Source organism: Companilactobacillus heilongjiangensis (assembly GCF_000831645.3).
Taxonomy (GTDB): domain Bacteria; phylum Bacillota; class Bacilli; order Lactobacillales; family Lactobacillaceae; genus Companilactobacillus; species Companilactobacillus heilongjiangensis.
This window is the reverse complement of the sequence record NZ_CP012559.1, coordinates 1,658,374-1,683,118: the sequence shown is the minus strand read 5'-3', so window position 1 is coordinate 1,683,118 and position 24,745 is coordinate 1,658,374. Positions and strand designations below refer to the sequence as shown.

The window sequence follows — 24,745 nt, the reverse complement described above, 5'->3', positions numbered from 1 at the left end:
TTTGATGATAAAAGTTATAATTTCAGGTTTCAGTGGTTCAATGGGCCAAAAAGCTATCAAAATGGTTGCCGATTCAGAGGATATGGAATTAGTTGCTGGATTCAATCCCATCGTGACTGATTTGGATCCGAAGACTTATGGATTAGCTGAAAATGTGAAAATTTTTAATAAACTATCTGATATTGATGTTGTAGCAGATATTTGGATCGACTTTTCAATTCCAAGTGCGGTTTTCGATAATACTAAATTTGCGATTGAGCACGGAATTCGCCCAGTCATTGGTACAAGTGGGATGAGTGAAGAACAAACAGCTGAATTAAAGAAACTCGCTGATGCTAAACAGCTTGGGGGCATTATTGCTTCTAATTTTGGTTTATCAGCAGTTTTAATGATGAAGTTCGCTCAAGTTGCAGCCAAGTATTTTGAAGAATCAGAGATTGTTGAAAAACACCACGAAGACAAGCTAGATGCACCATCAGGAACAGCTCTAAACACAGCTAGATTGATTTATGAGGCACGTGGACACAATCAACCACAACACAGTGATGATGACCCTATGGGCACAAGAGGCGGCGATTATCATGGAACAAAAATCCATGCGTTGCGTCTACCAGGGTTCGTAGCTGATGAAGAAGTTATCTTTGGTGGAGTAGGCGAAACATTAACCATTTCTCAAAGTACAACCGATCGTCAGAGCTTTATGACAGGGGTTAAGTTGGCCGTTCATGAAGTTATGAAACAAAACGAGTTGGTAATTGGGTTGGAACAAATTATCTAGGCTATTTTTTCTTAGGTTTTTTAATAAATCAGTATTATGTAGTTGCTTCAATGGTGAGTAATACTCGAGCAACCAAAAAAAGAATAGCCGGATGAGACCAGAAAATTGTACCAGCAGTGAAGGTGGCGTTATGGCTTTAGCCATTACACCACGGACGAGTTTTGAAACTCGCGGGTTTTGCGAGGTTCAAAATCGAGGTCCGAGACCGCACTATGGCTCGGACCGGTCCTCACAGCAGTGTGACAAATTTCTGGTCTCATCCGGCGGCAGTAAACCAAAAATTAAGAAAAAACTTAAAAAGATTACAAAAACTCTAATAATTTAGTCAGATTTGTTATATTATTAAACTACATTAATTTTTAAGGAGTGTTGAAGGATGCCAGAATTAGATTCGTCAGTAAAAAATGTAGTAAATGAAACGATTGCCCCAATGGGTAGATCAATGATCAGAGAGTTTGCCGAGAAATTTGCAAAAATCCCTGGGTTAGTAAAATTAACGCTTGGTGAACCAAACTTTAACGTTCCTGAACACGTTAAGGATGCTGCCATTGAAAGTATTAAGGAAAATGAATCTCACTACTCAGACCAAAAAGGTTTCTTGAGTTTGAGAGAAGCCATTTCGGGATACTTGGACAAACAATTCGATCTTAAATATGATCCAGAAACAGAGATTATCGTCACAATTGGTGCTACTGAAGCAATCTTTGATTCATTGGCTGCTATCATCAACCCTGGTGACAAGGTAATTATTCCTACACCAACATTTGCATTGTACATTCCAATCGTTAAGATTCTTGGCGGTGTGCCTGTGCAAGTTGATACTACCGATGATGGTTTCTGCATGACTGGTAAACATTTGGAAGAAGTTATCCAAGCAGAAGGTCCTGATAAAGTTAAGGCAATGATGCTTAATTTCCCAGGAAACCCAACTGGATTTGTTTACTCAAAGGAACAATTACAAGAAATCGTTGATGTCGTTAAAGATAAGAATATGTTTGTTATTTCTGATGAAATCTACGCTGAATTAACTTATGGTCACAAACACTTGTCACTAGCTAAGTTGATGCCTGGTAAGACTATTTTGATCAATGGTCTCTCAAAATCACATGCTATGACAGGTTACCGTATCGGTTATATCGCCGGTCCTAAAGACTTTGTTGAAGAAGCTAACAAGATGCACGCCTTTACCGTTACAGCTCCTTCAAACCCAGCTCAATTTGCTGCCGAAGAAGCCTTGAAGAATGGGATTGATGATCCAATTGCCATGCGTAAAATTTACCAAGAACGTCGTGATTACTTAGTTGGTGAGTTGAATGACATGGGTTATGAAACAGTCTTGCCAGAAGGTGCATTCTACACATTCTCTAAGATTCCTGCCAAGTACAACTTAGATTCAATTGAATTTGCTAATAAATTAGCTGAAGAAGGACTTGTTGGTGTTACACCAGGAGTTGCCTTTGGTAAAGGTGGCGAAGGTCACTTCAGAATTTCATACGCTGCTTCAATGGAAGATATTCAAGAAGCTATGAAACGTTTGAGAAAGTTTACTGATAATTTATAAATAATAGTTAAGGGATGGATTTTTATGAGTGGATATACAGTAGCAATTTTAGGTGCCACAGGTGCCGTTGGAACACGTTTAATTCAACAATTGGAACAGTCAACTATTCCAGTAAGTAAAATTAAGTTGTTGGCTTCATATCGTTCTGCAGGTAAGAAACTACAATTTAAAGGTCAAGAAGTAACCGTTGAAGAAGCCAAACCAGAGTCATTTGAAGGTGTCGATCTAGTGTTGGCATCAGCTGGTGGAGCCGTTTCTAAGAAACTCTTGCCTGAGGCAGTTAAACGTGGTGCGGTCTGTGTCGACAATACCAGTGCTTTTAGAATGGATGAAGATGTGCCATTGGTTGTCCCCGAAGTTAACGAAGCTGCATTGTATAACCACCGTGGGATCATCGCAAATCCTAACTGTTCAACAATTCAAATGATGGTCGCATTGGAACCAATTAGAAAGGCTTTTGGTTTGAAGCAGATTATCGTTTCAACTTATCAAGCAGCTAGTGGTGCCGGTCAGAGTGCTTTGAATGAATTATACGCAGAAGCACAGGACTACTTGGATGGTAAAGACATGAAAGCAGATATTTTTCCAACGAAGGGCGATAAGGAGCATTATCCTTTAGCTTTCAACCTCTTACCACAAATTGATGTTTTGGAAGATAACCTTTATTCTCATGAAGAGTGGAAAATGATTCATGAAACAAAGAAGATTATGTTGGGTGATATGAATTCACCTGAAATCAAAGTCACAGCTACTTGTGTCAGAGTTCCTGTTCCAATTAGTCACGGTGAGTCAGTTTATATTGAAGTTGCCGATAAGTCAGCCACAACTGAAAAGATTCAACAACTTATCAGAGAAGCACCGGGTGCCGTATTACAAGATGATCCAGATCACCAAGTTTATCCACAACCAATCAATGCGGTTGGCAGTCGTGATACATTTGTTGGTCGGATCCGTCCCGATTTAGAAAACGAAGGGGCCTTCAATATGTGGGTTGTTTCCGATAATCTATTGAAGGGTGCCGCTTGGAATACTGTACAGATTGCTGAAAGATTAGTTGCTGACGATTTAGTTTCAGTGCCAGCTGCTGAATAATGGTTCAGCTCTTTTGATTAATTCAAATCTCTAGTGTATATAAAAACACTCATTCTTTAATGGAATGGGTGTTTTTGTGTGTTTAGTCGATATTCATAGATATAGTTTTCAATTGGAATTTAGAACTAAATGAAGGAATTAGTCGGAGGTTGTCAGTAATATAGTCCAGCAATGGAAGTGGTGTTATGGCTTTAGCCATTTACACCACAGGACGACTTTGGAGACTTGCTGGGTTTGGCAAGGCTCCAAAGCGAGGGTCGAGACCGTACTTTGGCTCGAGCCGGTCCCATAGCAGGACTATATTACTGACGACCGGAGACGGAAGAAATAAAAGCAAGCAATAATTAAAGATAAGGAATACATAAATTGCCCTGTGTTCCTTATTTTTTTTGCTATATCTGTTAAAATGTTCAAAGACATTTAATTTCAGGTGAGAAAATAATGAAGCGAATAATGAGTATATTTAACGAAGGTGTGTTGGATCTTTTAGCCAACGCTGGAGTCGCGATACCGTATTTTTTCTGTTTGACGTTATATAACCAAAATAAGAGTGTTTTTGCGTATGCCTTACCATTCTTAATGCTATATACTTTCAGAGCATTAGGGATGTTATTGACGACGTTTATCACGCTGCCAGCATCAACGATGTTAGCTATGTCCAGTTTATTCGGGGTGATGGGTTCACTCTTCATCTTAGATGCCGCTGATCCAGTTATGGGAATCATCGGTGGTGTCTTGTTGGGACTAGCATCGAGTTGGATCTGGCCATATTATTTAACCGTTCGTTCGCGAGGACAGATGGATAAAGAGTTTAAATTCAATCGAATGCATTTATTGTCGGTTGTTTTGACTTTGATTATTTTGTTGGTTGTGCAATTAATTGCTACGAAGACGAGATTTTTGAATCTATCATTCCTTCTTTTAGCCGTGCTTTTCTTTGCTGCAATGGTTGGAGGAATGCAGATAACACATCGTTTGACGTTCTATCAAGGGATGGAGAAGAAACCAAGGTTTCGAGTCAATTCGCTCTTTAGTTTGATCGTCATGGCCAGTTTAGTTATGTTGGTCTTTATTATTCGTTACACGAGACTCAAAGCAGTTTCAAATTCCTTTGATTTAATCATCAGTATCGCTGCTATCGTCTTATTCTTTTTCTTAGCCTATTATCAAATTGATATTCATAAAAAGCTTTTCCCATTGAGTATGTCTGCAGTCAACCGTGGGGTAGTTATGAATTATGTAATGCTTTATGCCATTTTTGACAGTACGATTCGTTTTGGATTTAACAGTTTGATGCTTGTTTACGCGATATATTTGGTGGGCTTTCAATGTGGGCCACTACTCAATAAAAAACATCGTGAAATTCGTTATCCATTACTGTTAATCGGACTAATCTTGGCGCTATTCAATCCAACATATTTTGTCGGACTGTTCTGCTGTTCCGTCTTCGTTGGGGCAGATAACCGAATCCTAAATGATGAATTATATTCAAATACCAATATCGACAATGAACGTGCCTTCTTGATCAAGTATCAGCTTTCAAGCGTCGGTAACGTTTCACAACAATTGGTATACATGACAACAATTTATTTTGTCAGTTACTTTACTAAAATTAATGCTTTGGGATTCTTCAATAATAGTATTGCTGATGGTCCTACGATTAGCGTTCTGTATAATGTACATATTTTTATTACTGCTGTCGTTTTCGTTTGCGCAGCAATTACATTTTATTTTATTCGCAAGCGAGAGCAAAAATCGACCACTACAACGCTATAAGTTTTAAAATATCGGAAATTTTTGAGCATGAATGAATGTTTGCATATCAAGATTATTTGTAAACGTAACGACGATTTGTGAAACCGTTAGAGTGATGTTTTTGCTGAAATCAAAATAAGACTACTATATATTGTATGATTGTGCTATATAACACATCATCTGGTATTTAGTAGTCTTATTTTTTTATTAATAATTTTGTAGAATGGTAGCAGTATTTAACGTTACCGCAAGGTCAGAAGTTCAGGAGGATTTTTTATGAATGCCAAATTAGATGAATTAGTAGCCATTCCTGTAGAAAAACGTAACGGGGTCAAAACTAACTTTTATGCTTATAAAATTATGTTTGTTTTGGACCAATTACAGTTGAATGATAATCAAAAACAGTTAGTTGTCGACAAGTTAGTGAACAATTTTTGTGAGCAAGAATTGATTACAGCGACAGGATTGCACAATGTTATTTTTCGTGTTTTGAAAGAAAATGGTATGGTCAGCCAGGCTGATTCATATGAAGAATACTTTCAAAAAGATCAGGAGAAGTTTGCCCGTGCTACAAATGTCCAACTGAATATTGAACGCCTATTTGACCGTAACGAAGAAGTTGTCCATGAGAATGCTAATAAAGATAGTAATATCTTTAATACTCAACGTGATTTGGAAGCCGGTGTAGCAAGTCGTGCCATGGGGTTAAAAATGTTGCCAGAACTTGTTGCTAAAGCACATTTACGTGGTGATATTCATTGGCATGATCTTGATTATTCACCGGTTACACCTGAGACTAACTGTTGCTTGATCGACTTTGACGAAATGTTGAGCCATGGTTTCAAAATTGGAAACGCTTGGGTATCTTCGCCACGCTCGATTCAAACGGCAACTGCTCAAATGTCACAAATTATTGCTAATGTGGCTTCACTGCAATATGGTGGTTGTTCGGCCAATCGAATTGACCAATTATTGGCACCATATGCGGAAATCAACTATCAAAAACACCTGAAAGATGCGAAAAAGTGGATTGTTGAAGATAAGCAAGAAGCGTTTGCTAAAGAAAAGACTCGTAAGGACATTTACGATGCCATGCAGGCACTTGAATATGAAATCAATACACTTTACTCATCTCAAGGACAAACGCCGTTCACGACTATTAATTTCGGTTTAGGGACGAATTGGCTGGAACGTGCTATCCAAAAATCAATCTTAGAAATCAGAATTAAAGGTTTAGGTAAAGAACATCGGACAGCCATTTTCCCTAAGCTGACATTTACTGTCAAACGGGGGTTGAACCTTAATCCTGGTGACCCCAACTATGATATTAAAACGTTGGCATTAGAGTGTTCAACTAAACGGATGTATCCTGACTTGTTAATGTATGACAAAATCAAAGAAATCACCGGTAGTTTTAAAACACCAATGGGTTGTCGTTCATTTCTTCAAGGTTGGAAAGATGAGAACGGTAAAGAAGTTAATTCTGGTCGAATGAATCTAGGCGTTGTAACGGTTAATTTGCCGAGAATTGCTCTGGAATCCAAGGGAGACGTGGATTTATTCTGGAATATCTTTGAAGAAAAAATGCAGATTTGTCACGCCGCTTTAGCCTATCGTATCGAACGTACTAAGCAGGCTAAACCTGAGAATGCACCGTTACTGTATATGTATGGTGCGTTCGGTAAACGTCTCAAAAAAGATGACAGTATTGATGAGCTATTCAAGAATCAACGTGCTACCGTTTCGTTAGGTTACATCGGTCTATATGAAGTATGTAGCGAGTTCTTTGGCGATAAATGGGAAGGTAACCAAGCAGCACATGACTTTGCCGAAAGTATCGTTAAGGCGTTACACGAGAAATGTGTTGAGTGGGCTAATGATAGTGGTTATCACTACAGTCTGTATTCAACACCAGCCGAATCTTTGACAGACACATTTTGTCGCGACGATTTAGAGAAATTTGGCGTTATACCAAACATAACGGAGAAAGAATACTACACAAATAGTTTCCACTTTGATGTTAGAAAGCATCCTAATCCATTTGAGAAGCTGACTTTTGAAGAGGCGTTTCCGAAGTACGCATCGGGTGGGTTCATTCATTACTGTGAATATCCTAATTTGCGTCAGAATCCTAAAGCATTGGAAGCTGTTTGGGATTGGGCTTATGACCATGTTGGTTATTTGGGAACGAATACTTCCATTGACCAATGCTTTGAATGCGGATTTAAAGGTGAGTTCAATGCCACAGCACGCGGGTTCGTTTGTCCGCAATGTGGCAATCATGATCCACAAACATGTGATGTTGTTAAAAGAACCTGTGGATATTTAGGCAATCCACAACAACGTCCAATGATTCACGGTCGACACGTCGAAATTGCTTCACGTAGAAAAAATATGACTTCGGAGATGATACAGCATGCGGCAAAATATGAGAGAGCCAAACAATCCGACTCCCAAAGAATGGTTAAGCAAGGACCACAGTCTTAAAAGAATTGCAGACTATAAGCCATTTAACTTTGTAGATGGTGAAGGTGTTAGATGCAGTCTGTATGTTTCTGGCTGTCTTTTTAGATGTCCAGGGTGTTATAACGTTGCAGCACAAGATTTTCGTTATGGAAAACCTTACACTAAAGAGCTCGAAGATCAGATCATCAAAGACCTTGGGCAAAGCTATGTACAAGGTTTGACGTTACTTGGCGGGGAGCCATTTCTCAATACTGAAGTCTGTTTATCGTTATGCAAGCGAATTAGAAAAGAGTTTGGTCATACGAAAGATATCTGGTCATGGACTGGTTATTCATGGGACGAATTAATGCAGGAATCAGATGATAAATTAGAAATGCTGTCATTGATTGACATCTTAGTCGATGGTCGGTTTTTATTACGTAAGAAGGACTTAACGCTACAATTTCGAGGGTCATCTAACCAAAGAATTATCGATGTGCCCAAGTCTCTAGCCAGTGGGGATGTAGTGATCTGGGAAAAGCTAGTTAAATAATAATTATCAATTGATAAATAAGAATAAAGCAAACAGTCATATCGAAATTGGATATGACTGTTTTTCTTTGCCAAAAATGACCTTAATTTGACATAATATTGAGTAAATGAATATCTTTCCAATTGAAAAAGTATGCCAAAAGTCTACTATTGTAGCTAATTATAAGCGTTTATTTGAAATGATATTTAAATGAGAATGATTCCAGATGAAGGTTCACTTTCGTAACTAAAGAATGTATAATCAGGGTAAAAGAAGGATTATATTTGGGAGGGTTGTGTTTTTATGAACTCAGACAAGATTAAATTATATGGAACGTTAACAATTGGTTTTATCGCAGCCGTTTTGGAATTCGGATTTCATTTAAACGGTTATGCCCAACTGATTATTAGTATCCTTGGTTTATTATTGGCGTTAATTATGTTTGTTGACATGATCAAAGTTCTCAAGTCGGGTAACTTTGGTATCGATTTGTTGGCAATTACCGCCATCGTGGCAACTATCAGCCTTGGTCAATATTGGGCTGGTTGGATTGTTCTATTGATGCTGACTGGTGGAGATACGCTTGAGGAGTATGCCGCTAACAAGGCTAAGAGTGAATTGAAGTCTTTGCTAGATAATACGCCATCGAAAGCTCATATGATTGATAACGGGCATATTAAGGATGTTGATATTGATGATGTAAAAATCGGTGATGAACTCTTAATTCGTCCGAAAGAACAAGTTCCAGTTGATGGGACGGTTTTTGACGGCCAATCAGAAGTTGATGAATCATCACTGACTGGTGAATCCGTTCCAGTTAATGTAGCAAAAGGTAAGTATGTCATGTCAGGCTCCATCAATGGTGAAAATCCGTTCAAGATTACAGCTGATAAAGTCGCTGCTGATTCTGAATATCAAGCTATCGTTAAATTAGTTAAAGAATCAGAAACACATCCAGCACATTTTGTTCGTTTAGCTGACCGTTATGCCGTACCCTTTACTTTGATTGCCTACATTATTGCGGGTATCGCATGGTACGTTTCCAAAGATCCGATTAGAATTGCGCAAGTATTAGTTGTTGCTTCACCTTGTCCATTGATTTTGGCAGCACCAATTGCTTTTGTCTCAGGTATGAGTCGTACAAGTAGAAACGGTATCATTATTAAATCTGGGACCGCTTTGGAAAAATTGAACTCTGCTCAGACAGTTGCCTTTGACAAAACAGGTACGATCACAATGGGAAAATTAGTTGTTGATCAATTTAAAGCAGCTAATAATTTTAAGCCAGAAACTGTTATGGCTTATGCTGCTTCGATTGAGCAAAATTCTAGTCATGTCATGGCTGAAGCGATTGTTAATTATGCCAAAGAACGTAATTTAACATTGACAGATGCCGAAGATTTGAAGGAAGTTACAGCCGAAGGTATTGTTGGTACGATTGACGGACATGTAGTTAAAGTTGGTCAAGGTGAGTTTGTTACCAATGAAGTAGTTGATGAAGTTAAAGGCTCAGGAGTTTACATTTCAATTGATGGCAAATATGCCGGTGTTTACAGCTTGTTGGATCAAATTCGTCCGGAATCTAAATCAACTATTCAGAAGTTAAAAGATTTCGGTATCAAAAATATCTTAATGATTTCTGGGGACAAAAAAGAAGCCACCGAAATGGTCGCTTCAGAAGTAGGTATTACGAAGGCTTATCCTTCGAGTTTACCAGCTGATAAAGTTAAGATTATCAACGGTTTAAGTAAAGAATATCACCCAACTGTTATGGTCGGGGATGGTGTCAATGATGCGCCTGCCTTAGCTTTAGCGGATGTCGGTATCGCAATGGGTTACAAGGGTGCCAACGCCGCCAGTGAATCCGCCGATGCGGTTATTTTACAAGATGACCTCAGCAAGGTGAGTCTAGTCGTTAAAATTGCTCACGATACGATGAAAGTAGCTCGTGAAGCCGTCTTGATCGGTATATTCATCTGTATTGCTTTGATGATCATTGCTGCCTTTGGACTAATCCCAACCGTTATCGGGGCATTGCTCCAAGAAGTTGTCGATACCGTAGCAATCCTTTATGCCTTGCGTGCTCGTAGCGACCGTTTATAGCCAACCGTAAGTGTCAAGATTCATATCACGTTTTGGTAATTTTGAAACATAAGGATTACCTTCAACAATAAAACGCATATTTTTCGAAGTCCATGGCTCCTTATTTTTCACACCAATACGTGGTGTTGCTAAAATGTTTTGGGGAGTCTGGACTTTTTTTGCTGAAAAAATGAAATTATTTTCATTCAACTTAGTGCCAGAGAGTGATTTATCTTTGATGCCAAAGGCCGCCATCCATTTAGCAGGCCCGTTAGTCGTCTCAAAGCCAGTTCTATTACGATTGACTTCCATTTGCTCAATACCCTCAATTGGTTGCAGAGCGCGAATAAGAATGCCGTTTGGAGTGCCAGCTGTTTGAATGCTAATATCCATATCAAGCCAACTGTGAATTGAATAAATGTAAATTGTTCCACCGGCTTGGTAGAGTGGATCATTGGCAGGGGTGTGACGACCATTGTAACTGTGGGCCGCCATATCGATTGGTCCCAAGTAGGCTTCAGTCTCAACGATTAAGCCTGAGAAGGTACCTTCGTCAGATTTGTAAGTAAAAGTATGTCCAAGCATATCTTGGGCCAAGTCCATAGTTTTACCGGTTTCAAAGTATTTTTGCACGTTCAAAGTTCATTATCCTCCTGTTTTTAAAAAAAGTTCGAAAAAATGTAAAAAAAAGCTTGCTACACCTTTATTATTATTGTATTATATTTCTTGTGCTTGAGAGAGCAATATATCAATTAAATATTTATGACTCCTTGGTCAAGTGGTTAAGACACCGCCCTTTCACGGCGGTAACATGGGTTCAAATCCCGTAGGAGTCACTTTTGGAGGATTAGCTCAGCTGGGAGAGCATCTGCCTTACAAGCAGGAGGTCACAGGTTCGATCCCTGTATCCTCCATACCAAAAGCGCTTAAACATCTAACTTAATTGTTAGGTGTTTTTTTATGTCTTTGTATATATATTTGCCGCCTTCGGTTGTCAGAAATATAGTTCTGCTATGGGGACCGGTCCGAGCCGAAGAGCGGTCTCGAACCTCGACTTGAAGCCTTGCAAAAACCGCAAGTCTCCAAGCTCGTCCCGTGGTGTAACGGCTAAAGCTGTAACGCCGCCTCCATTGCAGACTATATTTCTGACAACCGGAGGCTAAGTTTATTGTTAACTTCAATTTTAATTGATGTTAAAGCACTTTTGTATGGATTTTTTTCTTTCGAAAATTACAAGAACAAGTTAGCCACTTGTCCAAAAAATAAATACGAAATATATCAGTGCCAGAAAAGTGCATTTCTAAACTCCACAGAAACTAGTGAATAGTTCCCGTGGAGTTTTGTAGTTCAACAACTTTCTAGGCATATCATTGAGCTTTGATTCAATAGAGGATACTAAATCTGGAGCAATAGAATCGAGTGACAGCCCTTTGGGCAAGTCACGACGAATCATTCTATTATGTGCTTCATTGGTTCCTCTTTCTGAGGAAGTATATGGATGTGCAAAATAAACATCTGAAACTCCAGACATAACAGAATCGAGATTAGCAAATTCAGGACCATTATCTGCGGTTATCGAGTTGATAATGTGACCGTAATTATGTTTGATCTCTTCCATAGCGTAATCAACAGAGTCGGCATCTCTACCGTCAATAAGTCGCATTATCTCGAATCTGGATTTACGCTCAATAAGTGTTAAGACTACGCTCTCGTGACCATTTCTCTTACCAACGATAGTATCAATTTCAAAGTCACCAAAATCTTCTCGCAAGTCAACGCTCTCAGGACGTTCCTCGATACTTCTACCCAATAGACGCTTATGTTTCTTCGAAACGTGTAGCTTGGTAGATCTATTCATTTTGTCGGTTAAGTCTATATTACGTATCTCTAAACGTTGTTCATCGATGTACTTATAAAGAGTGGTAGTTGATACCATTTCATCTTTAAAGAATAACCCATCGACACGTGATCTACCTGCGATTATATCTGGAGACCACCCCTGTTTGAACTGTTCTACAAAGTAGCTTAGGAATTGTTTAACTCGATTAAACTTAGAAGGTCGATGACACTGCTTACGCAGCGTGTCATAACGTAATTGAGCGGTATCAGGGTAATAATCATTAGAGAAATATTGTTTCCCATTAACCTTTTTAACCTGTCTTACGGTCCCTCTGCGGATCTCATTATTAATAGTTTGAGGGCAAACGCCAACGGCGTGAGCAATCTTACGATTTGAGAATCCCAAAAGGTGAAGCGAAGCTATTTCACCACGTTCAATTTCAGTTAAATGGTGTCCCTTAGGTCGTATTATGGTATCATTTTCTTGCATCAAGACGAAAAACCTCTTTCATTGTTTGTGTAGGAACTCCAATGATACCTGATTTTTTCGTCTTGGTGTTTTTATTTTGAGCTTTTATTGAAAGTGGCTAACTTGATTATAAAATTCGCCGATTTTTTTCTTTTAATATATATATGGATTTTAGTTGAATTTAAGGAAATGAGAAATATCCATTAGTTAAACTAATCCACTGCCCAATACAAAAAAGGCGGAGGGTACAAAAAAGATGAAGTCCGCAGTGCAAGTATTGTTATGGCTTTAGCCATTACAATACCGACGTATTTTGAAATTCGAGTGATTTTCTCGAAGTTCAAAATCGAGACTTGAGACCTTGGCTCAAGTCGGTCGCACAGCAGACTTCATCTTTTTTTGTACCCGGAGCTAAACAACAAGAATCAAATTGCCAATAACTCGATAAAAAAGATTCGACTGGTTGAAATTTTTATATTTTTTCAATAATGACATCGCAACTATAAATACGATGATTGCTAAGGCTGTCCACAGGCTGATGTAATTTAGCAGGAATAAAATCACACAAAGACCTGAAATAACTGCTAATTCGATGTAATCAGCTTTAGTTCCTTCAAAGTAATTGATCAACACGGTCGCTAGATTGACCAACAATAGTGGGACAACAAAGTTTACCGAAATAAAGTGCATGTAAGTGAAGGCTAAAGCTATTGACATGAAACTTGGAACAACGAAATCTTCCACTAATGAAACCAAGTTTTGATATTTATCTGGTAAATATCTTGTCATATATAGGAAAGCTAATTGTGCAAAGACTAAAACTATTACGAAAAGATTCAGTGAATGCAACGACAGCGCAGCCAATAATATATAGATGACACTGTATAAAATATGGAAGTACTTATTGGGATTCAACGTTAAAATGTATTCCTTATATAAAGCTACCATCGCCACCATGATGATTAAAAATCCGTGTAGTGAGTAATTATTCAAATCGTGGACGAAAATGAAGATAAACGGAAAAATATGGTAGCTAATGAATTCAATAAAGGCTGATAATATTTTTTTAGATTTTAATTTATCCATGTGAACTCCTTTGGCTCATAAAAACATATTAATGTAGAAAAAGTTGCACGTCAAACCGAGTTTTTTCATGAAAATGAATTAATTTTGTGTTAACCTATTAAAAGGTTCCTGATGGGATCCTTTTTTTGTTTAAGGAGAGGCCCTGTAACCGAAAAGGTGGAAAAGATATGTCAAAAAATTATTTATTTACTTCTGAATCAGTTTCAGAAGGACATCCAGATAAAGTTGCTGATCAAATAAGTGATGCAATTCTCGATGCTATTTTAGCAAAGGATAAAGATGCGCGTGTTGCCTGCGAGACAACTGTTACAACTGGTTTAGTACTAGTTGTAGGTGAAATTTCAACTTCTGCATATGTTGATATTCAAAGTGTCGTACGTAAAACAATTACCGATATTGGCTATGATGGTTCAAACCCAGGCTTCAATGGTAATAGTTGTGCCGTATTAGTTGCACTAGATGAACAATCTCCTGATATTGCTCAGGGTGTTGACGATGCATTGGAAGAACGTGGTAACGACGATAAGGATCCATTGGATCAAATCGGTGCCGGAGATCAAGGTTTTGTTTTCGGTTTCGCTACAAATGAAACTAAAGAATTCATGCCATTGCCAATTTCTCTCGCTCACAAGTTGATGAGAAAGACGGCCGAAGTTAGAAAGAACGGTACTATCGACTACTTGATGCCGGACGCTAAGTCACAAGTCACAATTGAATATGATGAAAATGATCATCCAGTTCGTGTCGATACAATTGTTTTGAGTACACAGCACAAAGCTGAAGCAAGTTTGGAACAAGTTCAAAAAGATATCAAGAAATATGTTATCGATGAAGTTGTCCCAGCAAACATGATGGACGACAAGACAAAGATTTTAATTAATCCTACTGGTCGTTTCGTTATCGGTGGTCCAGAAGGAGATTCCGGACTTACAGGACGTAAAGTTATCGTTGATACATACGGTGGTTTTGCTCGTCACGGTGGTGGTGCCTTCTCAGGTAAGGATGCTACTAAAGTTGACCGTTCAGCTAGTTACGCTGCCAGATACATTGCTAAAAACCTTGTAGCTGCTGGTGTAGCTGAAAAGGTTGAGATTCAAATTGCTTACGCTATCGGTGTGGCAAAACCTGTGTCAATTCACGTTGATACATTTGGTACTAGTGATTATTCCGAAGAACAACTTGAGGAAGTTATCAACAAGTTCTTCGACCTACGTCCACTAGGTATCATTAAAATGCTTGATCTACAAAGACCAATCTATAAGAAGACGGCCGCATATGGCCACTTCGGACGTACAGATATCGATTTACCATGGGAAAAACTTGATAAAGTTAATGATATTAAGAGTTTCTTGAAAATTTAATCGGTGATTACAGAGGCGTTCTTTAAAGTTTTTACTTTAGGGAAGGTCTCTTTTTTTATGGGAGGAATTATTTAATGGAACAAAAAAATCAGTCAAATGTTGTAATCGTCACGATTGCGGTATTTATTGCGACATTCATGACGGCAATTGAGGGAACTATCGTTTCGACTGCGATGCCGACAATTATCGGGAGTCTACATGGGGTCAGTTTGATGAACTGGGTCTTCTCAGTTTATCTGCTGATGACTGCCGTAGCGACACCAATTTATGGAAAATTATCAGATATAGTCGGTCGTAAACCAGTTCTATTGATTGGTTTAGTGATCTTCGTCATTGGTTCGACTTTGTGTGCGATGTCGAATTCAATGTTGACGTTAATCTTGGCGCGTGTAATCCAAGGTATCGGTTCTGGAGCAATCCAACCGTTAACATTTACGATTATTGCGGATATATATCCATTGGAAAAACGTGCTCGTATCCTGGGCTTAAACGGTTCAGCGTGGGGGATTGCTGCCGTTATAGCACCGTTATTAGGTGGATTTATCGTTGAACGCTTGAGCTGGCACTGGGTTTTCTTAATCAATTTACCAGTTGGTTTATTGACGATGGCTTTGATTTGGATCTTCTTTAAAGAAGACAAACGAGAGCATGAGAAAATTAGAATTGACTACATGGGAACTATCATGTTGATTTTAGTATTGTTGCCATTGATGCTGGCATTACAAAATATTGGTACTAGCGCAATGGTTTTGCCAATTGGTTTAGTTTTAGTTTCAATTATTTCGATATTTGTCTTTATTCATGTTGAAAAACATGTTGCTGATCCAATTTTACCTTTGGAATTATTTAAGAATAAAACTTTCGTTATTCAAAATGTTTTAGCTTTGTTGGTCAGTGGCTTCTTGATTGGATTCGAAGCTTATATTCCAACTTGGATGCAAGGTATTCTAGGTTTGAGTCCATCAATGGGTGGATTCGCCGTTACACCAAGTTCAATCGTTTGGATTTTTGGATCATTCTGGGCTGGTTCATTGATAAAAAAAATGGCTCCCAATCGAGTCATTTATATCAGTCTATTCTTCTTAGCCATTGCTAATGCATTATTATTAGCTGCTGGACCAACAACACCGTTCTGGTACTTCTGCATGTTAGCCGGAATCGCTGGACTTGGTTTTGGTCTAACAATCACGACAACTACCGTTACATCACAGACTGTTGTTGAACCGGAGAATGTCGGAGTTGCCACAAGTTTCAATACTTTATTGAGAACTATTGGTCAATCAATGATGGTTTCAGTTTACGGAATCGTTTTAAATACAGCTTTAGCAAAAGGTGCTGCCGGAAACAAGCATATTACGGTCGATATGATGAATAAATTGATTGATCCACAGACCGCTAACTCCTTGCCACATCAGCTTTTACCCAAAATGAGACAAATTCTTTTTTCAGGATTGCATAATATCTACGTCGCTACTCTTGTATTATTAATAGTGGGTCTAATTCTTAACGCCTTTGAGCTGAAGAACCGAAAGATTCTTGGCTCTAAATAATAGAGTATTGAAAGTTATGATAGTAGCTGCCAAAAGATAGCCACCGAAAACGTCGCTAGGGTAGTGAACTCCTAGAAAGATACGACTGTATCCAATCAGCAGTACCATAGCAATACAAATGGCACTGATAACAATCTTTAAGCTGAGTTTTTTGAAAATATAGAGACTGATAATCAAAACCGAAATGTATAACGCAAATGAACTAGCCGAGTGTCCACTGGGAAAGCTGTAGCCACCAGCATAAACAAAATGATGATGACTTGGGCGTGGACGGTCAATAATAGTTTTAATGATGCTGTTAGTTCCGGAAATGACTACTTTGTTCAGCACTAAAAAAATCGCTGCATAATGATATTTTTTAACAATTAAAAGTAGAAAAATAATTGCGGTTACAACGATAGTCGCAAAAGTGTCACCGATACTCGTTATGAACCGAAAGATGCCAAGTGTCAGAGTATTGTGATGATAAATTTGACTAATCAAGGCTGTATCGAAATTTTTGATGAGATTAGTGTGTTGTGAAACATTAATGGTCCAGAAGACAAAAAGCAACAGTAAAAACACATTAAAGATGGATATTTTTTTAGATATTTTCATATTTTTTGATCTCTCTATTGTTTAAGTTTTTGTTAAGAAATATAATAAAGTATAAAGATTTTGAGGGAGAGCAGATATTTATGGTTATGACACGTCATGAACGCAAAATCGAAGATAGTCGTTTGACTAGATTAAATAATAAAAGAAGTAAGAACGCAAACTTACGCAAAAATATGACGATTTTAGGATCAAGCATGTTTGTTGGTGCTGCGGTGGCAGAGATTACTAATATTTCTGCTCCGACACCTGTTAAAGCCGAAGCATTGTCTGTTAATAATTTGTTGAATCAAAATTCTGCGATTGCTGCTCCAGTTACTTCGACTGGTGTTGGTGATCAACAATTTGTTGACTACATTGGTAATTCAGCTCGTAAGTTGGCCGCAAATAACGATCTCTACGCTTCAGTAATGATTGCGCAAGCAATGGTTGAAAGTGGCTGGGGTACAAGTGGACTAGCTACTGCACCTAATTATAATCTTTTTGGTATTAAGGGAGATTATAAAGGCGCCTCTGTTAATATGGGTACACAAGAAGACGACGGTACAGGTAGTCTTTACTCGATTAGCTCTGACTTCAGAAAGTATCCTTCATATAAGGAATCACTTGAAGATTATGTTTCATTGCTTCGTGGTGGAACTTCAGGCAATTCACAAATTTATGCTGGTACTTGGAAGAGTAATACCGCATCATATAAAGATGCTACTAAGTATTTGACTGGCCGTTATGCTACCGATACAACATATGCTGATAAGTTGAATAGTGTTATTGAAAAATACAATTTAACGCAATACGATACTGCTGCCACTGATAAGGACCAAACTTATACAGTTGCCCAAGGCGACACATTACAATCAATTGCCGATAAGTTTAACATGACAACTGATACGTTGATGAGTTTGAATAATTTGAAGACTGATAATTATATTTATCCGGGTAAGACTTTGACGATTACGCAAGTAATTGGCGCTAACGGTCAACCATTGGCAGTAACTAACTTGGCTAATAGGACTTCAAATACAACTGATACTGGCAATGTTGGGGATGCTTACGGCAGTCAACAAGCACCAGTTATGGTTCAAGATGAACGTGATGGCGTGAAGAAGTTTGTCCCATCAGAAAATGATTCATCTGACTCATCATCAATCAATGTCCAAAATGATTACAGCTCAAATGATAGTGATTCAAGCAATCAAAAGAGTATGTCAGTAACCGTTAAAAGCGGTGATACGATTGACTCTATCGCTTCAAAAGCTGGAACAACTGTTGATAACGTTCGTCAATTAAATGATTTAAATTCTGATTTATTGGTTGTCGGACAAACATTAATGGTATAAGATATAAACACGGAAGTAGTAGATAATAAAATTTCTTTTCAGAAAGCGCATGGGGATGTGAATGCGTAGAATTTTATTTTCGAACTCGTCCACTGATAATAGTTGCCGAACCTTTAGTAAGTGACTACGAATAATCCTCGTTAAGGATTTTGAGAGTCGTACTTATTTTGTGGTGCGGAACTTAGGTGGTAACGCGATAACTCGTCCTATGATTAATTTATAATCATAGGACTTTTTTTGTATAGGAGGAGAAACATGTACAATCACAATACCGTAGAAAAGAAATGGCAAAAGTATTGGAAAGAAAATAATACTTTTAAAACAACTGAGGATCCAAACAAGAAGAACTTTTATGCCTTAGATATGTTCCCATATCCATCAGGCCAAGGTCTTCACGTTGGACATCCAGAAGGTTACACAGCTACAGATATTATTGCTAGAATGAAACGTGCTGAAGGTTACAACGTATTGCATCCAATGGGCTTTGATGCTTTTGGATTGCCTGCAGAACAATATGCTTTGAACACAGGTCACAATCCTGCTGAATTTACTGAAAAGAATATTCAAAACTTTAAGCGTCAAATCAATTCACTAGGGTTCTCATATGATTGGGAACGTGAAGTTCAAACAACTGATCCTAAGTTCTACAAATGGACACAGTGGATTTTCGAACAAATGTACAAAAAGGGTTTGGCTTACGAGTCAGAAACATTGGTTAACTGGTCACCTGATTTGGGTACTGTTGTTGCCAACGAGGAAATCATTGATGGTAAGACGGAACGTGGTGGTTTCCCAGTTGTTAGAAAACCAATGCGTCAATGGATGTTAAAAATCACAGCTTACGCTGACAGATTGCTCGATGACCTTGATGATATTGATTGGCCTGAAAATATCAAAGAAATGCAAAGAAATTGGATTGGCCGTTCTGTTGGAGCTCAAGTTACTTTTGATGTAGCCGGCACAGATGACAAGATCAACGTCTTTACAACTAGACCTGATACAATCTTCGGTGTTGAATACATGACTTTGGCACCAGAACACAAACTTGTTGAGAAGATTACAACTCCTGAACAAAAAGCTGCTGTTGAAGCTTACAAGGAAGAAATTTCTCACAAGTCAGATCTTGATAGAACTGATTTGAATGACGAAAAGACTGGTGTCTTCACTGGTGCTTACGCAATCAACCCAGTTAATGGCAAGAAACTTCCAATCTGGATTTCAGACTATGTTCTTGTAACTTATGGTACAGGTGCCGTTATGGCTGTTCCTGCACATGATGAACGTGACTATGCTTTTGCTAAGAAGTTTGATCTACCAATGACTCAAGTTATTGAAGGTGACCTTGATAACGGCGTTATAACGGAAGATGGCAAGCATATCAATTCCGATTTCTTGAACGGTTTGAACAAAGCTGATGCGATTGAACGTGCAATCGAATATATGGAAGACAAAGGTTTCGGTGAAAAGAAAGTTAACTACCGTCTCCGTGATTGGGTCTTCTCACGTCAAAGATACTGGGGTGAACCAATTCCTGTCATTCACTGGGAAGATGGTACAACTTCACTTGTTCCAGAAGATGAATTGCCACTTAAATTGCCTGAAGATACTAATATCAAGCCTTCAGGTACTGGTGAGAGTCCACTAGCTAACCTAACTGATTGGGTTAATGTGGTTGATAAGAACGGTCGTAAAGGTCGTCGTGAAACTAACACAATGCCACAATGGGCCGGTTCATCATGGTATTACTTGAGATATATCGATCCTAATAATGACAAAGCACTAGCTGATTACGATCTATTGAAGCAATGGCTACCAGTTGATCTATATATCGGTGGTGCAGAACATGCCGTGCTTCACTTGCTATATGCCAGATTCTGGCACAAGGTATTGTATGATTTGGGCGTTGTTCCAACAAAGGAACCTTTCCAAAAGCTATTTAACCAAGGTATGATTCTTGGTAAAGGTCATGAAAAGATGTCTAAATCAAAGGGTAACGTTGTTAACCCTGACGATGTAGTTGAACAATATGGTGCCGATACGTTGAGAGTTTACGAAATGTTCATGGGTCCTTTGGATGCGTCAATTGCTTGGTCAGAAAATGGCTTGTCAGGTGCATACAAGTTCTTGGACCGTGTCTGGAACCTATTTATCAACGACGATGACTACAGTACATTGAAAGATGGCTACTTGACTGATTCAAACGATGGTAAACTTGATAAAGTTTATAATGAGACAGTTAAGAAAGTTACTGAAGATTACGATGCATTGCACTTTAACACTGCAATTTCACAAATGATGGTCTTCGTAAATGAAGCACACAAGGTTGATACAATGCCAAAGGCTTACGCTGAAGGATTAGTTCAATTGTTGGCTCCAATCGCACCACACATGATGGAAGAGCTATGGAGTAAGTTTGGTCACACAGAATCAATTTCTTATGCTAAATGGCCAACTTATGATGAAGCAAAACTTGTTTCTGACACAGTTGAAATCATCGTGCAAGTTAATGGTAAGTTGAGAGATAAGGTTGAAGTTGCTAACGGAACTTCAAAAGATGATCTTGAAAAACTTGCTACAACAGATGAAAAAGTTCAAAAATTTATCGAAGGTAAGAACATCGTTAAGGTGATTGTTATCCCTAACAAGATTGTTAATATCGTAGTTAAATAATGACAAATAAAAAAGACTTCGGAAATTTTTCCGGAGTCTTTTTTGGTTGCGTAGAAAGCAAGCTGAAAATAATATTGTTTAAGCGTCTTATATATTATATGAAGGAATTTCAAACTTGTGTGAATAATTGCAAAATAGAGATTTTTAGGTGAGTTCAATTAATTAATTGCTTGCTTTCTAACCTGCAACAAGATTATTCTATCATTGTTTAAACGATAACGCGCTTTACAATTTTCTTATTTTGTAAAAATCAGTGGTATGCCGCCAGAGCTTGCGAGGGATTGAGTTCGCTGTGGGACCGGCTCGAGCCGTAGTGCGGTCTCGACCCTCGCTTTTGAACTTCGCAAAGTTCGCGAATTTCAAAAGACGTCCTGTTATGTAAGACTGGAAAACCGCCAGCCTAACAATAACTATCACTGCTGAACTCAATCCCTCGCAAGCTCTGGCTAGTGTATTAAAAAAAGCTTTGGTTTCCTATATGTGGCGGTTTTAACTGCTTAGATATAAAGTGTTGAATAGTATTGGTCAAAATGACTAGAGACTAAAGTTAGAGAACGTGTTTTAATCAATAGGGATGCATAGGTAATCGAATTCAAAGTTTTCGTAATATTAAAATAGAATACATTCAGTATATTTATACGGACTAATAAAAAGGAAAGTATCCAATTAGTTATTAGAAATAGTCGGAGGGTGACGGTACAATGTTTAGCCAGCAGTGCAGGTATTGTTAGGGATTTATCCCTTACAATACCGACGTATTTTGAAATTCGAGTGATTTTCTCGAAGTTCAAAATCGAGGTGCGAGACCTTGGCTCGCACCGGTCGCACAGCAGGCTAAGCATTGTACTGGCACCCGGAGCTTGCAAAATTAATTTGCTTTTTACTTAATTTAAGTGTAATTTAAATTTTTTAGGTAGATAACTTTGCTATAATTAAAAGGATAGTTTTTAAGGTGGTGCAGGTTTTGGGCGCAAATAATAGCCATGATGATGAAGAAGTAATGCCAGTGATTGATCCTGAGCCTTCTTCGCAAGACACAATGCTGAAGGGTTCAGCATGGATGACTGCTGGTAGTATTTTTTCTCGTATTTTAGGTGCGATATATATCATTCCATGGATGGCGTGGATGGGATCATATTATCCCGCAGCTAATGCCTTGTATGCTAAAGGTTATAACATTTATAGTCTGTTCTTGATTATCTCTACAGCCGGAATTCCTGGTGCGATATCAAAACAGATTTCACATTATAACGCACTTGATCAGTATGCAACTGGTAATAAATTGTTTAAGCACGGTCTAAAGATTATGACATTCATGGGTGTGATTTTTGGAGCCGTTATGTATTTTGGAGCGCCAGTTTTGGCCGCTATATTTACTGACGGTGATCCAAGAAGTATCCCAGTTATCAAATCTTTGGCAGTTGCCGTTTTGATTATTCCAATTTTGAGTATTTTGAGAGGTTATCTACAGGGATATTCTGATATGGCCCCATCCGCTATATCACAATTTATCGAACAAATTGCTCGTGTTATCTATATGCTTTTGGCGACATATGTCATTATGATTGTGAACAAGGGAAGCTATATCAATGCCGTTGTTCAATCGACTTTTGCTGCTTTTATTGGGGCAGCAGTTGCCATTGGGATTTTAGTTTTAGCATTGTTGAGGCGTTTGCCAAAGCTGAGGCGATTATCGCGTAATGGTCAGCCAATTGCTAATGTGAATGAGCGAAACTTTACTCGTGAAATTTTCCAACAGGCTGTTCCATTTATTATTTTGGATGCCGGAATAACATTCTTTAATTTGTTTGATCAGTCAACATTCAATCAATTTATGCGAATGTTTGTTAACGCTACTGGAGCCCAATTGGATAATTATTATTCATTATTTGGTTTCCAAGCTAACAAATTAATTATGATTATCGTTTCGCTGTCGACCGCTATGGCCGTTACAGCCGTTCCAATCTTGTCAGGATTGTATTCTAAAGGTGATAAGAAAAATATTGAAAATCAAATTTCAAACACTTTGGAATTGTTCTTTTTCATTATGATTCCCGCATCACTAGGGATGTACGCCGTGGCACAACCATTATGGACAACATTTTATCGTTATGATGCACTCGGTGTTTTGATGTTACAATTCTCATCAATTATCTCTATCTTACTGGGATTGTTCACTGTTTTATCAGCTGTTTTACAGGCGTTATATCGTAACAGATTGGCAATCAAATACTTTGTATATGGCTTGATTGTTAAGGTTGTTGTGCAATTGCCAATGATTGGCTTGTTCCATGAGTTTGGACCATTGATTGCTACAAGTATTGGTATGGCTGTGGTGTGCTGGTTAATGATACGTGAATTACATGTGATTTATCCATTCAATACTGGTCGAATCTCTCGTCGTATCAGTGGGATAATTTTGTTCTCATTGATTATGTTCGTTTCAGTTATGTTTGTTAACTGGGTAGTATTCCACTTTGTTGGTAATTCAGATCGAATCATTTCCGTGGTCGTATTGGTAATAGAAGCTGGATTGGGTGGCGTTATATATGGTTACTTGGTTTTGAAGACTTCTTTAGCTGATAAGATTTTAGGACCTCGAGTGGAAAGAATTAGAAGAATTTTTAATATTAGATAAAAAATAAAAGACATAATGATATTTATCCAATCGTTGCTTGGAGATATCATTACGTCTTTTTTATTTGTTCAGTAAACTAAACTTTTGCATATACTTTGGAAGTTTTTCGATGATTTTAGAAGGTAAGACAACATATTCTTTTTCAAATAGTTTGTCACCGATAACGCTGTGAATCAATAGAGCCGCTTGAATCGTCGCTAGAGAGTAACCAAATTGACCAATGAATCCAGCCATGATTCCCGTTAAAGTGTCACCCATGCCACCAGTTGCCATGCCGGCATTTCCAGCAGTTATTTTAAATGACATGTCTTGGAAGTAAATTTCTGAATTGTGCTTTTTTAAAATTAGGACGGCTTCAGGATTAATATCTTGAAGTTTTTCGAAATTATTGAGCTCGGTCTGCTCAGGTATTTCCAATTGTGAAAGTCGTCTCCATTCGCCTTGATGTGGTGTGAGAATGATGTGGGCAGTGGTTTGTAGTGGAATCTTTTCTTCAGCAATGATTGTTAAAGCTGAGGCATCTAAAATCACTGTTTGGTCAGTTTTGGTATTATTCAAGACTGCTTTAACTAAACCGATGGCAACACTTGATGTACCAAGTCCGGGGCCGATAGCAATAACGTTGTTATTTAGAATAGCGGTTAATAATTCTTTCTTGTTGTGATAATCAATGGTCATTGCTTCTGGAATACGAGTATTGATTGCTGTGAACTTTTCAGGAGTCGTTGCGACGGTTACTAGACCAGCCCCAGAGTGAACGGCAGCACTGCTGGCCAAGATTGCGGCACCTCCGAAGTGAGTTGATCCAGCAATAATTAGGACTTTACCGTAATTTCCCTTGTAGGATTCAGGATTGCGGGGCAGAATTACTTGATTTAAGATATTTTTACTAATTTTTTCCATTACAAGACCCTCCATTTGTAGTATCATTTTCATTGTAATCTAAATAAGTAATT

The 24,745-nt window shown here is 38.2% G+C and carries 17 protein-coding genes, 2 tRNA genes, 1 riboswitch and 1 other annotated feature; of the genes, 14 read left to right on the top strand and 5 right to left on the bottom strand.

Annotation, left to right across the window (positions count from 1 at the left end):
* Window positions 1-4: 4 nt before the first annotated feature.
* The 7 genes from dapB to JP39_RS07640 all read left to right on the top strand — a co-directional run bounded on the left by dapB (window position 5) and on the right by JP39_RS07640 (window position 10,266).
* Window positions 5-778, top strand: a complete 774-nt coding sequence (gene dapB, locus JP39_RS07680; protein ID WP_041501535.1) for a 4-hydroxy-tetrahydrodipicolinate reductase — start codon at window positions 5-7, stop codon at window positions 776-778.
* 376 nt (window positions 779-1,154) lie between these two features.
* On the top strand, window positions 1,155-2,339 hold the full coding sequence (locus JP39_RS07670; protein WP_041501537.1) for an aminotransferase class I/II-fold pyridoxal phosphate-dependent enzyme: 1,185 nt from the start codon (window positions 1,155-1,157) through the stop codon (window positions 2,337-2,339).
* 24 nt (window positions 2,340-2,363) lie between these two features.
* Window positions 2,364-3,431: an aspartate-semialdehyde dehydrogenase gene (locus tag JP39_RS07665; protein ID WP_041501538.1), complete on the top strand. Its 1,068-nt coding sequence runs from the start codon at window positions 2,364-2,366 to the stop codon at window positions 3,429-3,431.
* A 441-nt stretch (window positions 3,432-3,872) separates the two neighbouring features.
* The gene (locus JP39_RS07655; protein WP_041501539.1) at window positions 3,873-5,207 is read left to right on the top strand and encodes a hypothetical protein; all 1,335 of its coding nucleotides are present in this window, start codon (window positions 3,873-3,875) and stop codon (window positions 5,205-5,207) included.
* 255 nt (window positions 5,208-5,462) lie between these two features.
* Complete coding sequence (gene nrdD / locus JP39_RS07650) at window positions 5,463-7,673, top strand: anaerobic ribonucleoside-triphosphate reductase (RefSeq protein ID WP_041501540.1); 2,211 nt, start codon at window positions 5,463-5,465, stop codon at window positions 7,671-7,673.
* The gene (gene nrdG / locus JP39_RS07645) at window positions 7,603-8,184 is read left to right on the top strand and encodes an anaerobic ribonucleoside-triphosphate reductase activating protein (protein ID WP_041501541.1); all 582 of its coding nucleotides are present in this window, start codon (window positions 7,603-7,605) and stop codon (window positions 8,182-8,184) included. The genes nrdD and nrdG overlap by 71 nt, the downstream gene beginning before the upstream one ends.
* 282 nt (window positions 8,185-8,466) lie before the next feature.
* Window positions 8,467-10,266 carry a heavy metal translocating P-type ATPase gene (locus JP39_RS07640; protein ID WP_041501542.1) on the top strand — a complete coding sequence of 600 codons (1,800 nt, stop codon included), beginning with the start codon at window positions 8,467-8,469 and terminating at the stop codon, window positions 10,264-10,266.
* On the opposite strand, the gene JP39_RS07635 is transcribed toward JP39_RS07640, so the two are convergent.
* Window positions 10,261-10,878 carry a DNA-3-methyladenine glycosylase gene (locus JP39_RS07635; protein WP_245626374.1) on the bottom strand — a complete coding sequence of 206 codons (618 nt, stop codon included), beginning with the start codon at window positions 10,876-10,878 and terminating at the stop codon, window positions 10,261-10,263. The two genes, JP39_RS07640 and JP39_RS07635, sit on opposite strands and share 6 nt — an antisense overlap.
* Window positions 10,879-11,009: 131 nt before the next feature.
* Between JP39_RS07635 and JP39_RS07630 the strand changes: the two genes are divergently transcribed.
* Window positions 11,010-11,081, top strand: a tRNA-Glu gene (locus tag JP39_RS07630).
* Window positions 11,082-11,086: 5 nt separating this feature from the next.
* Window positions 11,087-11,159: transfer RNA gene (locus tag JP39_RS07625), tRNA-Val, on the top strand.
* 386 nt (window positions 11,160-11,545) lie between these two features.
* Here JP39_RS07625 and JP39_RS07620 read toward each other — a convergent pair.
* On the bottom strand, window positions 11,546-12,574 hold the full coding sequence (locus JP39_RS07620; protein WP_041501690.1) for an IS30 family transposase: 1,029 nt from the start codon (window positions 12,572-12,574) through the stop codon (window positions 11,546-11,548).
* Between the two features lie 390 nt (window positions 12,575-12,964).
* Window positions 12,965-13,639, bottom strand: coding sequence for a hypothetical protein (locus JP39_RS07615; RefSeq protein WP_041501580.1), 675 nt, complete (start codon window positions 13,637-13,639; stop codon window positions 12,965-12,967).
* 92 nt (window positions 13,640-13,731) lie between these two features.
* Window positions 13,732-13,809, top strand: a riboswitch (SMK box riboswitch).
* On the opposite strand from JP39_RS07615, the gene metK reads away from it, so the two are divergent.
* Together metK and JP39_RS07605 are read left to right on the top strand one after the other, a co-directional pair.
* A complete protein-coding gene (gene metK / locus JP39_RS07610; protein ID WP_041501579.1) occupies window positions 13,807-15,000 on the top strand; it encodes a methionine adenosyltransferase in 1,194 nt (397 codons plus the stop codon). Its footprint overlaps the riboswitch before it by 3 nt.
* A 74-nt stretch (window positions 15,001-15,074) precedes the next feature.
* Window positions 15,075-16,550: an MDR family MFS transporter gene (locus JP39_RS07605; RefSeq protein ID WP_041501578.1), complete on the top strand. Its 1,476-nt coding sequence runs from the start codon at window positions 15,075-15,077 to the stop codon at window positions 16,548-16,550.
* Here the strand turns inward: JP39_RS07605 and JP39_RS07600 are convergent.
* Window positions 16,497-17,147: a phosphatase PAP2 family protein gene (locus JP39_RS07600; RefSeq protein WP_041501577.1), complete on the bottom strand. Its 651-nt coding sequence runs from the start codon at window positions 17,145-17,147 to the stop codon at window positions 16,497-16,499. The two genes, JP39_RS07605 and JP39_RS07600, sit on opposite strands and share 54 nt — an antisense overlap.
* Window positions 17,148-17,227: 80 nt before the next feature.
* Between JP39_RS07600 and JP39_RS12830 the strand changes: the two genes are divergently transcribed.
* From JP39_RS12830 to JP39_RS07585, 3 genes are all read left to right on the top strand, one after another.
* A complete protein-coding gene (locus JP39_RS12830) occupies window positions 17,228-18,481 on the top strand; it encodes a glucosaminidase domain-containing protein (RefSeq protein WP_053085051.1) in 1,254 nt (417 codons plus the stop codon).
* Window positions 18,478-18,693, top strand: a binding site (T-box leader). Its footprint overlaps the gene before it by 4 nt.
* A gap of 43 nt (window positions 18,694-18,736) precedes the next feature.
* Window positions 18,737-21,151 (top strand): leucine--tRNA ligase, encoded by a 2,415-nt coding sequence (leuS, locus tag JP39_RS07590; RefSeq protein WP_041501576.1) that lies wholly within the window; start codon window positions 18,737-18,739, stop codon window positions 21,149-21,151.
* A 1,000-nt stretch (window positions 21,152-22,151) separates the two neighbouring features.
* Entirely contained in the window at window positions 22,152-23,789 is a 1,638-nt protein-coding gene (locus tag JP39_RS07585; RefSeq protein WP_041501434.1) for a putative polysaccharide biosynthesis protein, read from the top strand.
* Between the two features lie 60 nt (window positions 23,790-23,849).
* Here JP39_RS07585 and JP39_RS07580 read toward each other — a convergent pair whose 3' ends face one another.
* Window positions 23,850-24,692 carry an NAD(P)H-hydrate dehydratase gene (locus tag JP39_RS07580; protein ID WP_041501430.1) on the bottom strand — a complete coding sequence of 281 codons (843 nt, stop codon included), beginning with the start codon at window positions 24,690-24,692 and terminating at the stop codon, window positions 23,850-23,852.
* Window positions 24,693-24,745: the final 53 nt, after the last annotated feature.

Bases quoted from the DNA above. Each gene is read 5' to 3' on its own strand.
- nrdG (WP_041501541.1), top strand. From the start codon at position 7,603: ATGCGGCAAAATATGAGAGAGCCAAACAATCCGACTCCCAAAGAATGG.
- JP39_RS07620 (WP_041501690.1), bottom strand. From the start codon at position 12,574: ATGCAAGAAAATGATACCATAATACGACCTAAGGGACACCATTTAACT.
- JP39_RS07585 (WP_041501434.1), top strand. From the start codon at position 22,152: ATGCCAGTGATTGATCCTGAGCCTTCTTCGCAAGACACAATGCTGAAG.
- JP39_RS12830 (WP_053085051.1), top strand. From the start codon at position 17,228: ATGGTTATGACACGTCATGAACGCAAAATCGAAGATAGTCGTTTGACT.
- dapB (WP_041501535.1), top strand. From the start codon at position 5: ATGATAAAAGTTATAATTTCAGGTTTCAGTGGTTCAATGGGCCAAAAA.
- JP39_RS07665 (WP_041501538.1), top strand. From the start codon at position 2,364: ATGAGTGGATATACAGTAGCAATTTTAGGTGCCACAGGTGCCGTTGGA.
- JP39_RS07600 (WP_041501577.1), bottom strand. From the start codon at position 17,147: ATGAAAATATCTAAAAAAATATCCATCTTTAATGTGTTTTTACTGTTG.
- nrdD (WP_041501540.1), top strand. From the start codon at position 5,463: ATGAATGCCAAATTAGATGAATTAGTAGCCATTCCTGTAGAAAAACGT.
- JP39_RS07605 (WP_041501578.1), top strand. From the start codon at position 15,075: ATGGAACAAAAAAATCAGTCAAATGTTGTAATCGTCACGATTGCGGTA.
- JP39_RS07670 (WP_041501537.1), top strand. From the start codon at position 1,155: ATGCCAGAATTAGATTCGTCAGTAAAAAATGTAGTAAATGAAACGATT.
- metK (WP_041501579.1), top strand. From the start codon at position 13,807: ATGTCAAAAAATTATTTATTTACTTCTGAATCAGTTTCAGAAGGACAT.
- JP39_RS07640 (WP_041501542.1), top strand. From the start codon at position 8,467: ATGAACTCAGACAAGATTAAATTATATGGAACGTTAACAATTGGTTTT.
- JP39_RS07580 (WP_041501430.1), bottom strand. From the start codon at position 24,692: ATGGAAAAAATTAGTAAAAATATCTTAAATCAAGTAATTCTGCCCCGC.
- JP39_RS07655 (WP_041501539.1), top strand. From the start codon at position 3,873: ATGAAGCGAATAATGAGTATATTTAACGAAGGTGTGTTGGATCTTTTA.
- JP39_RS07615 (WP_041501580.1), bottom strand. From the start codon at position 13,639: ATGGATAAATTAAAATCTAAAAAAATATTATCAGCCTTTATTGAATTC.
- leuS (WP_041501576.1), top strand. From the start codon at position 18,737: ATGTACAATCACAATACCGTAGAAAAGAAATGGCAAAAGTATTGGAAA.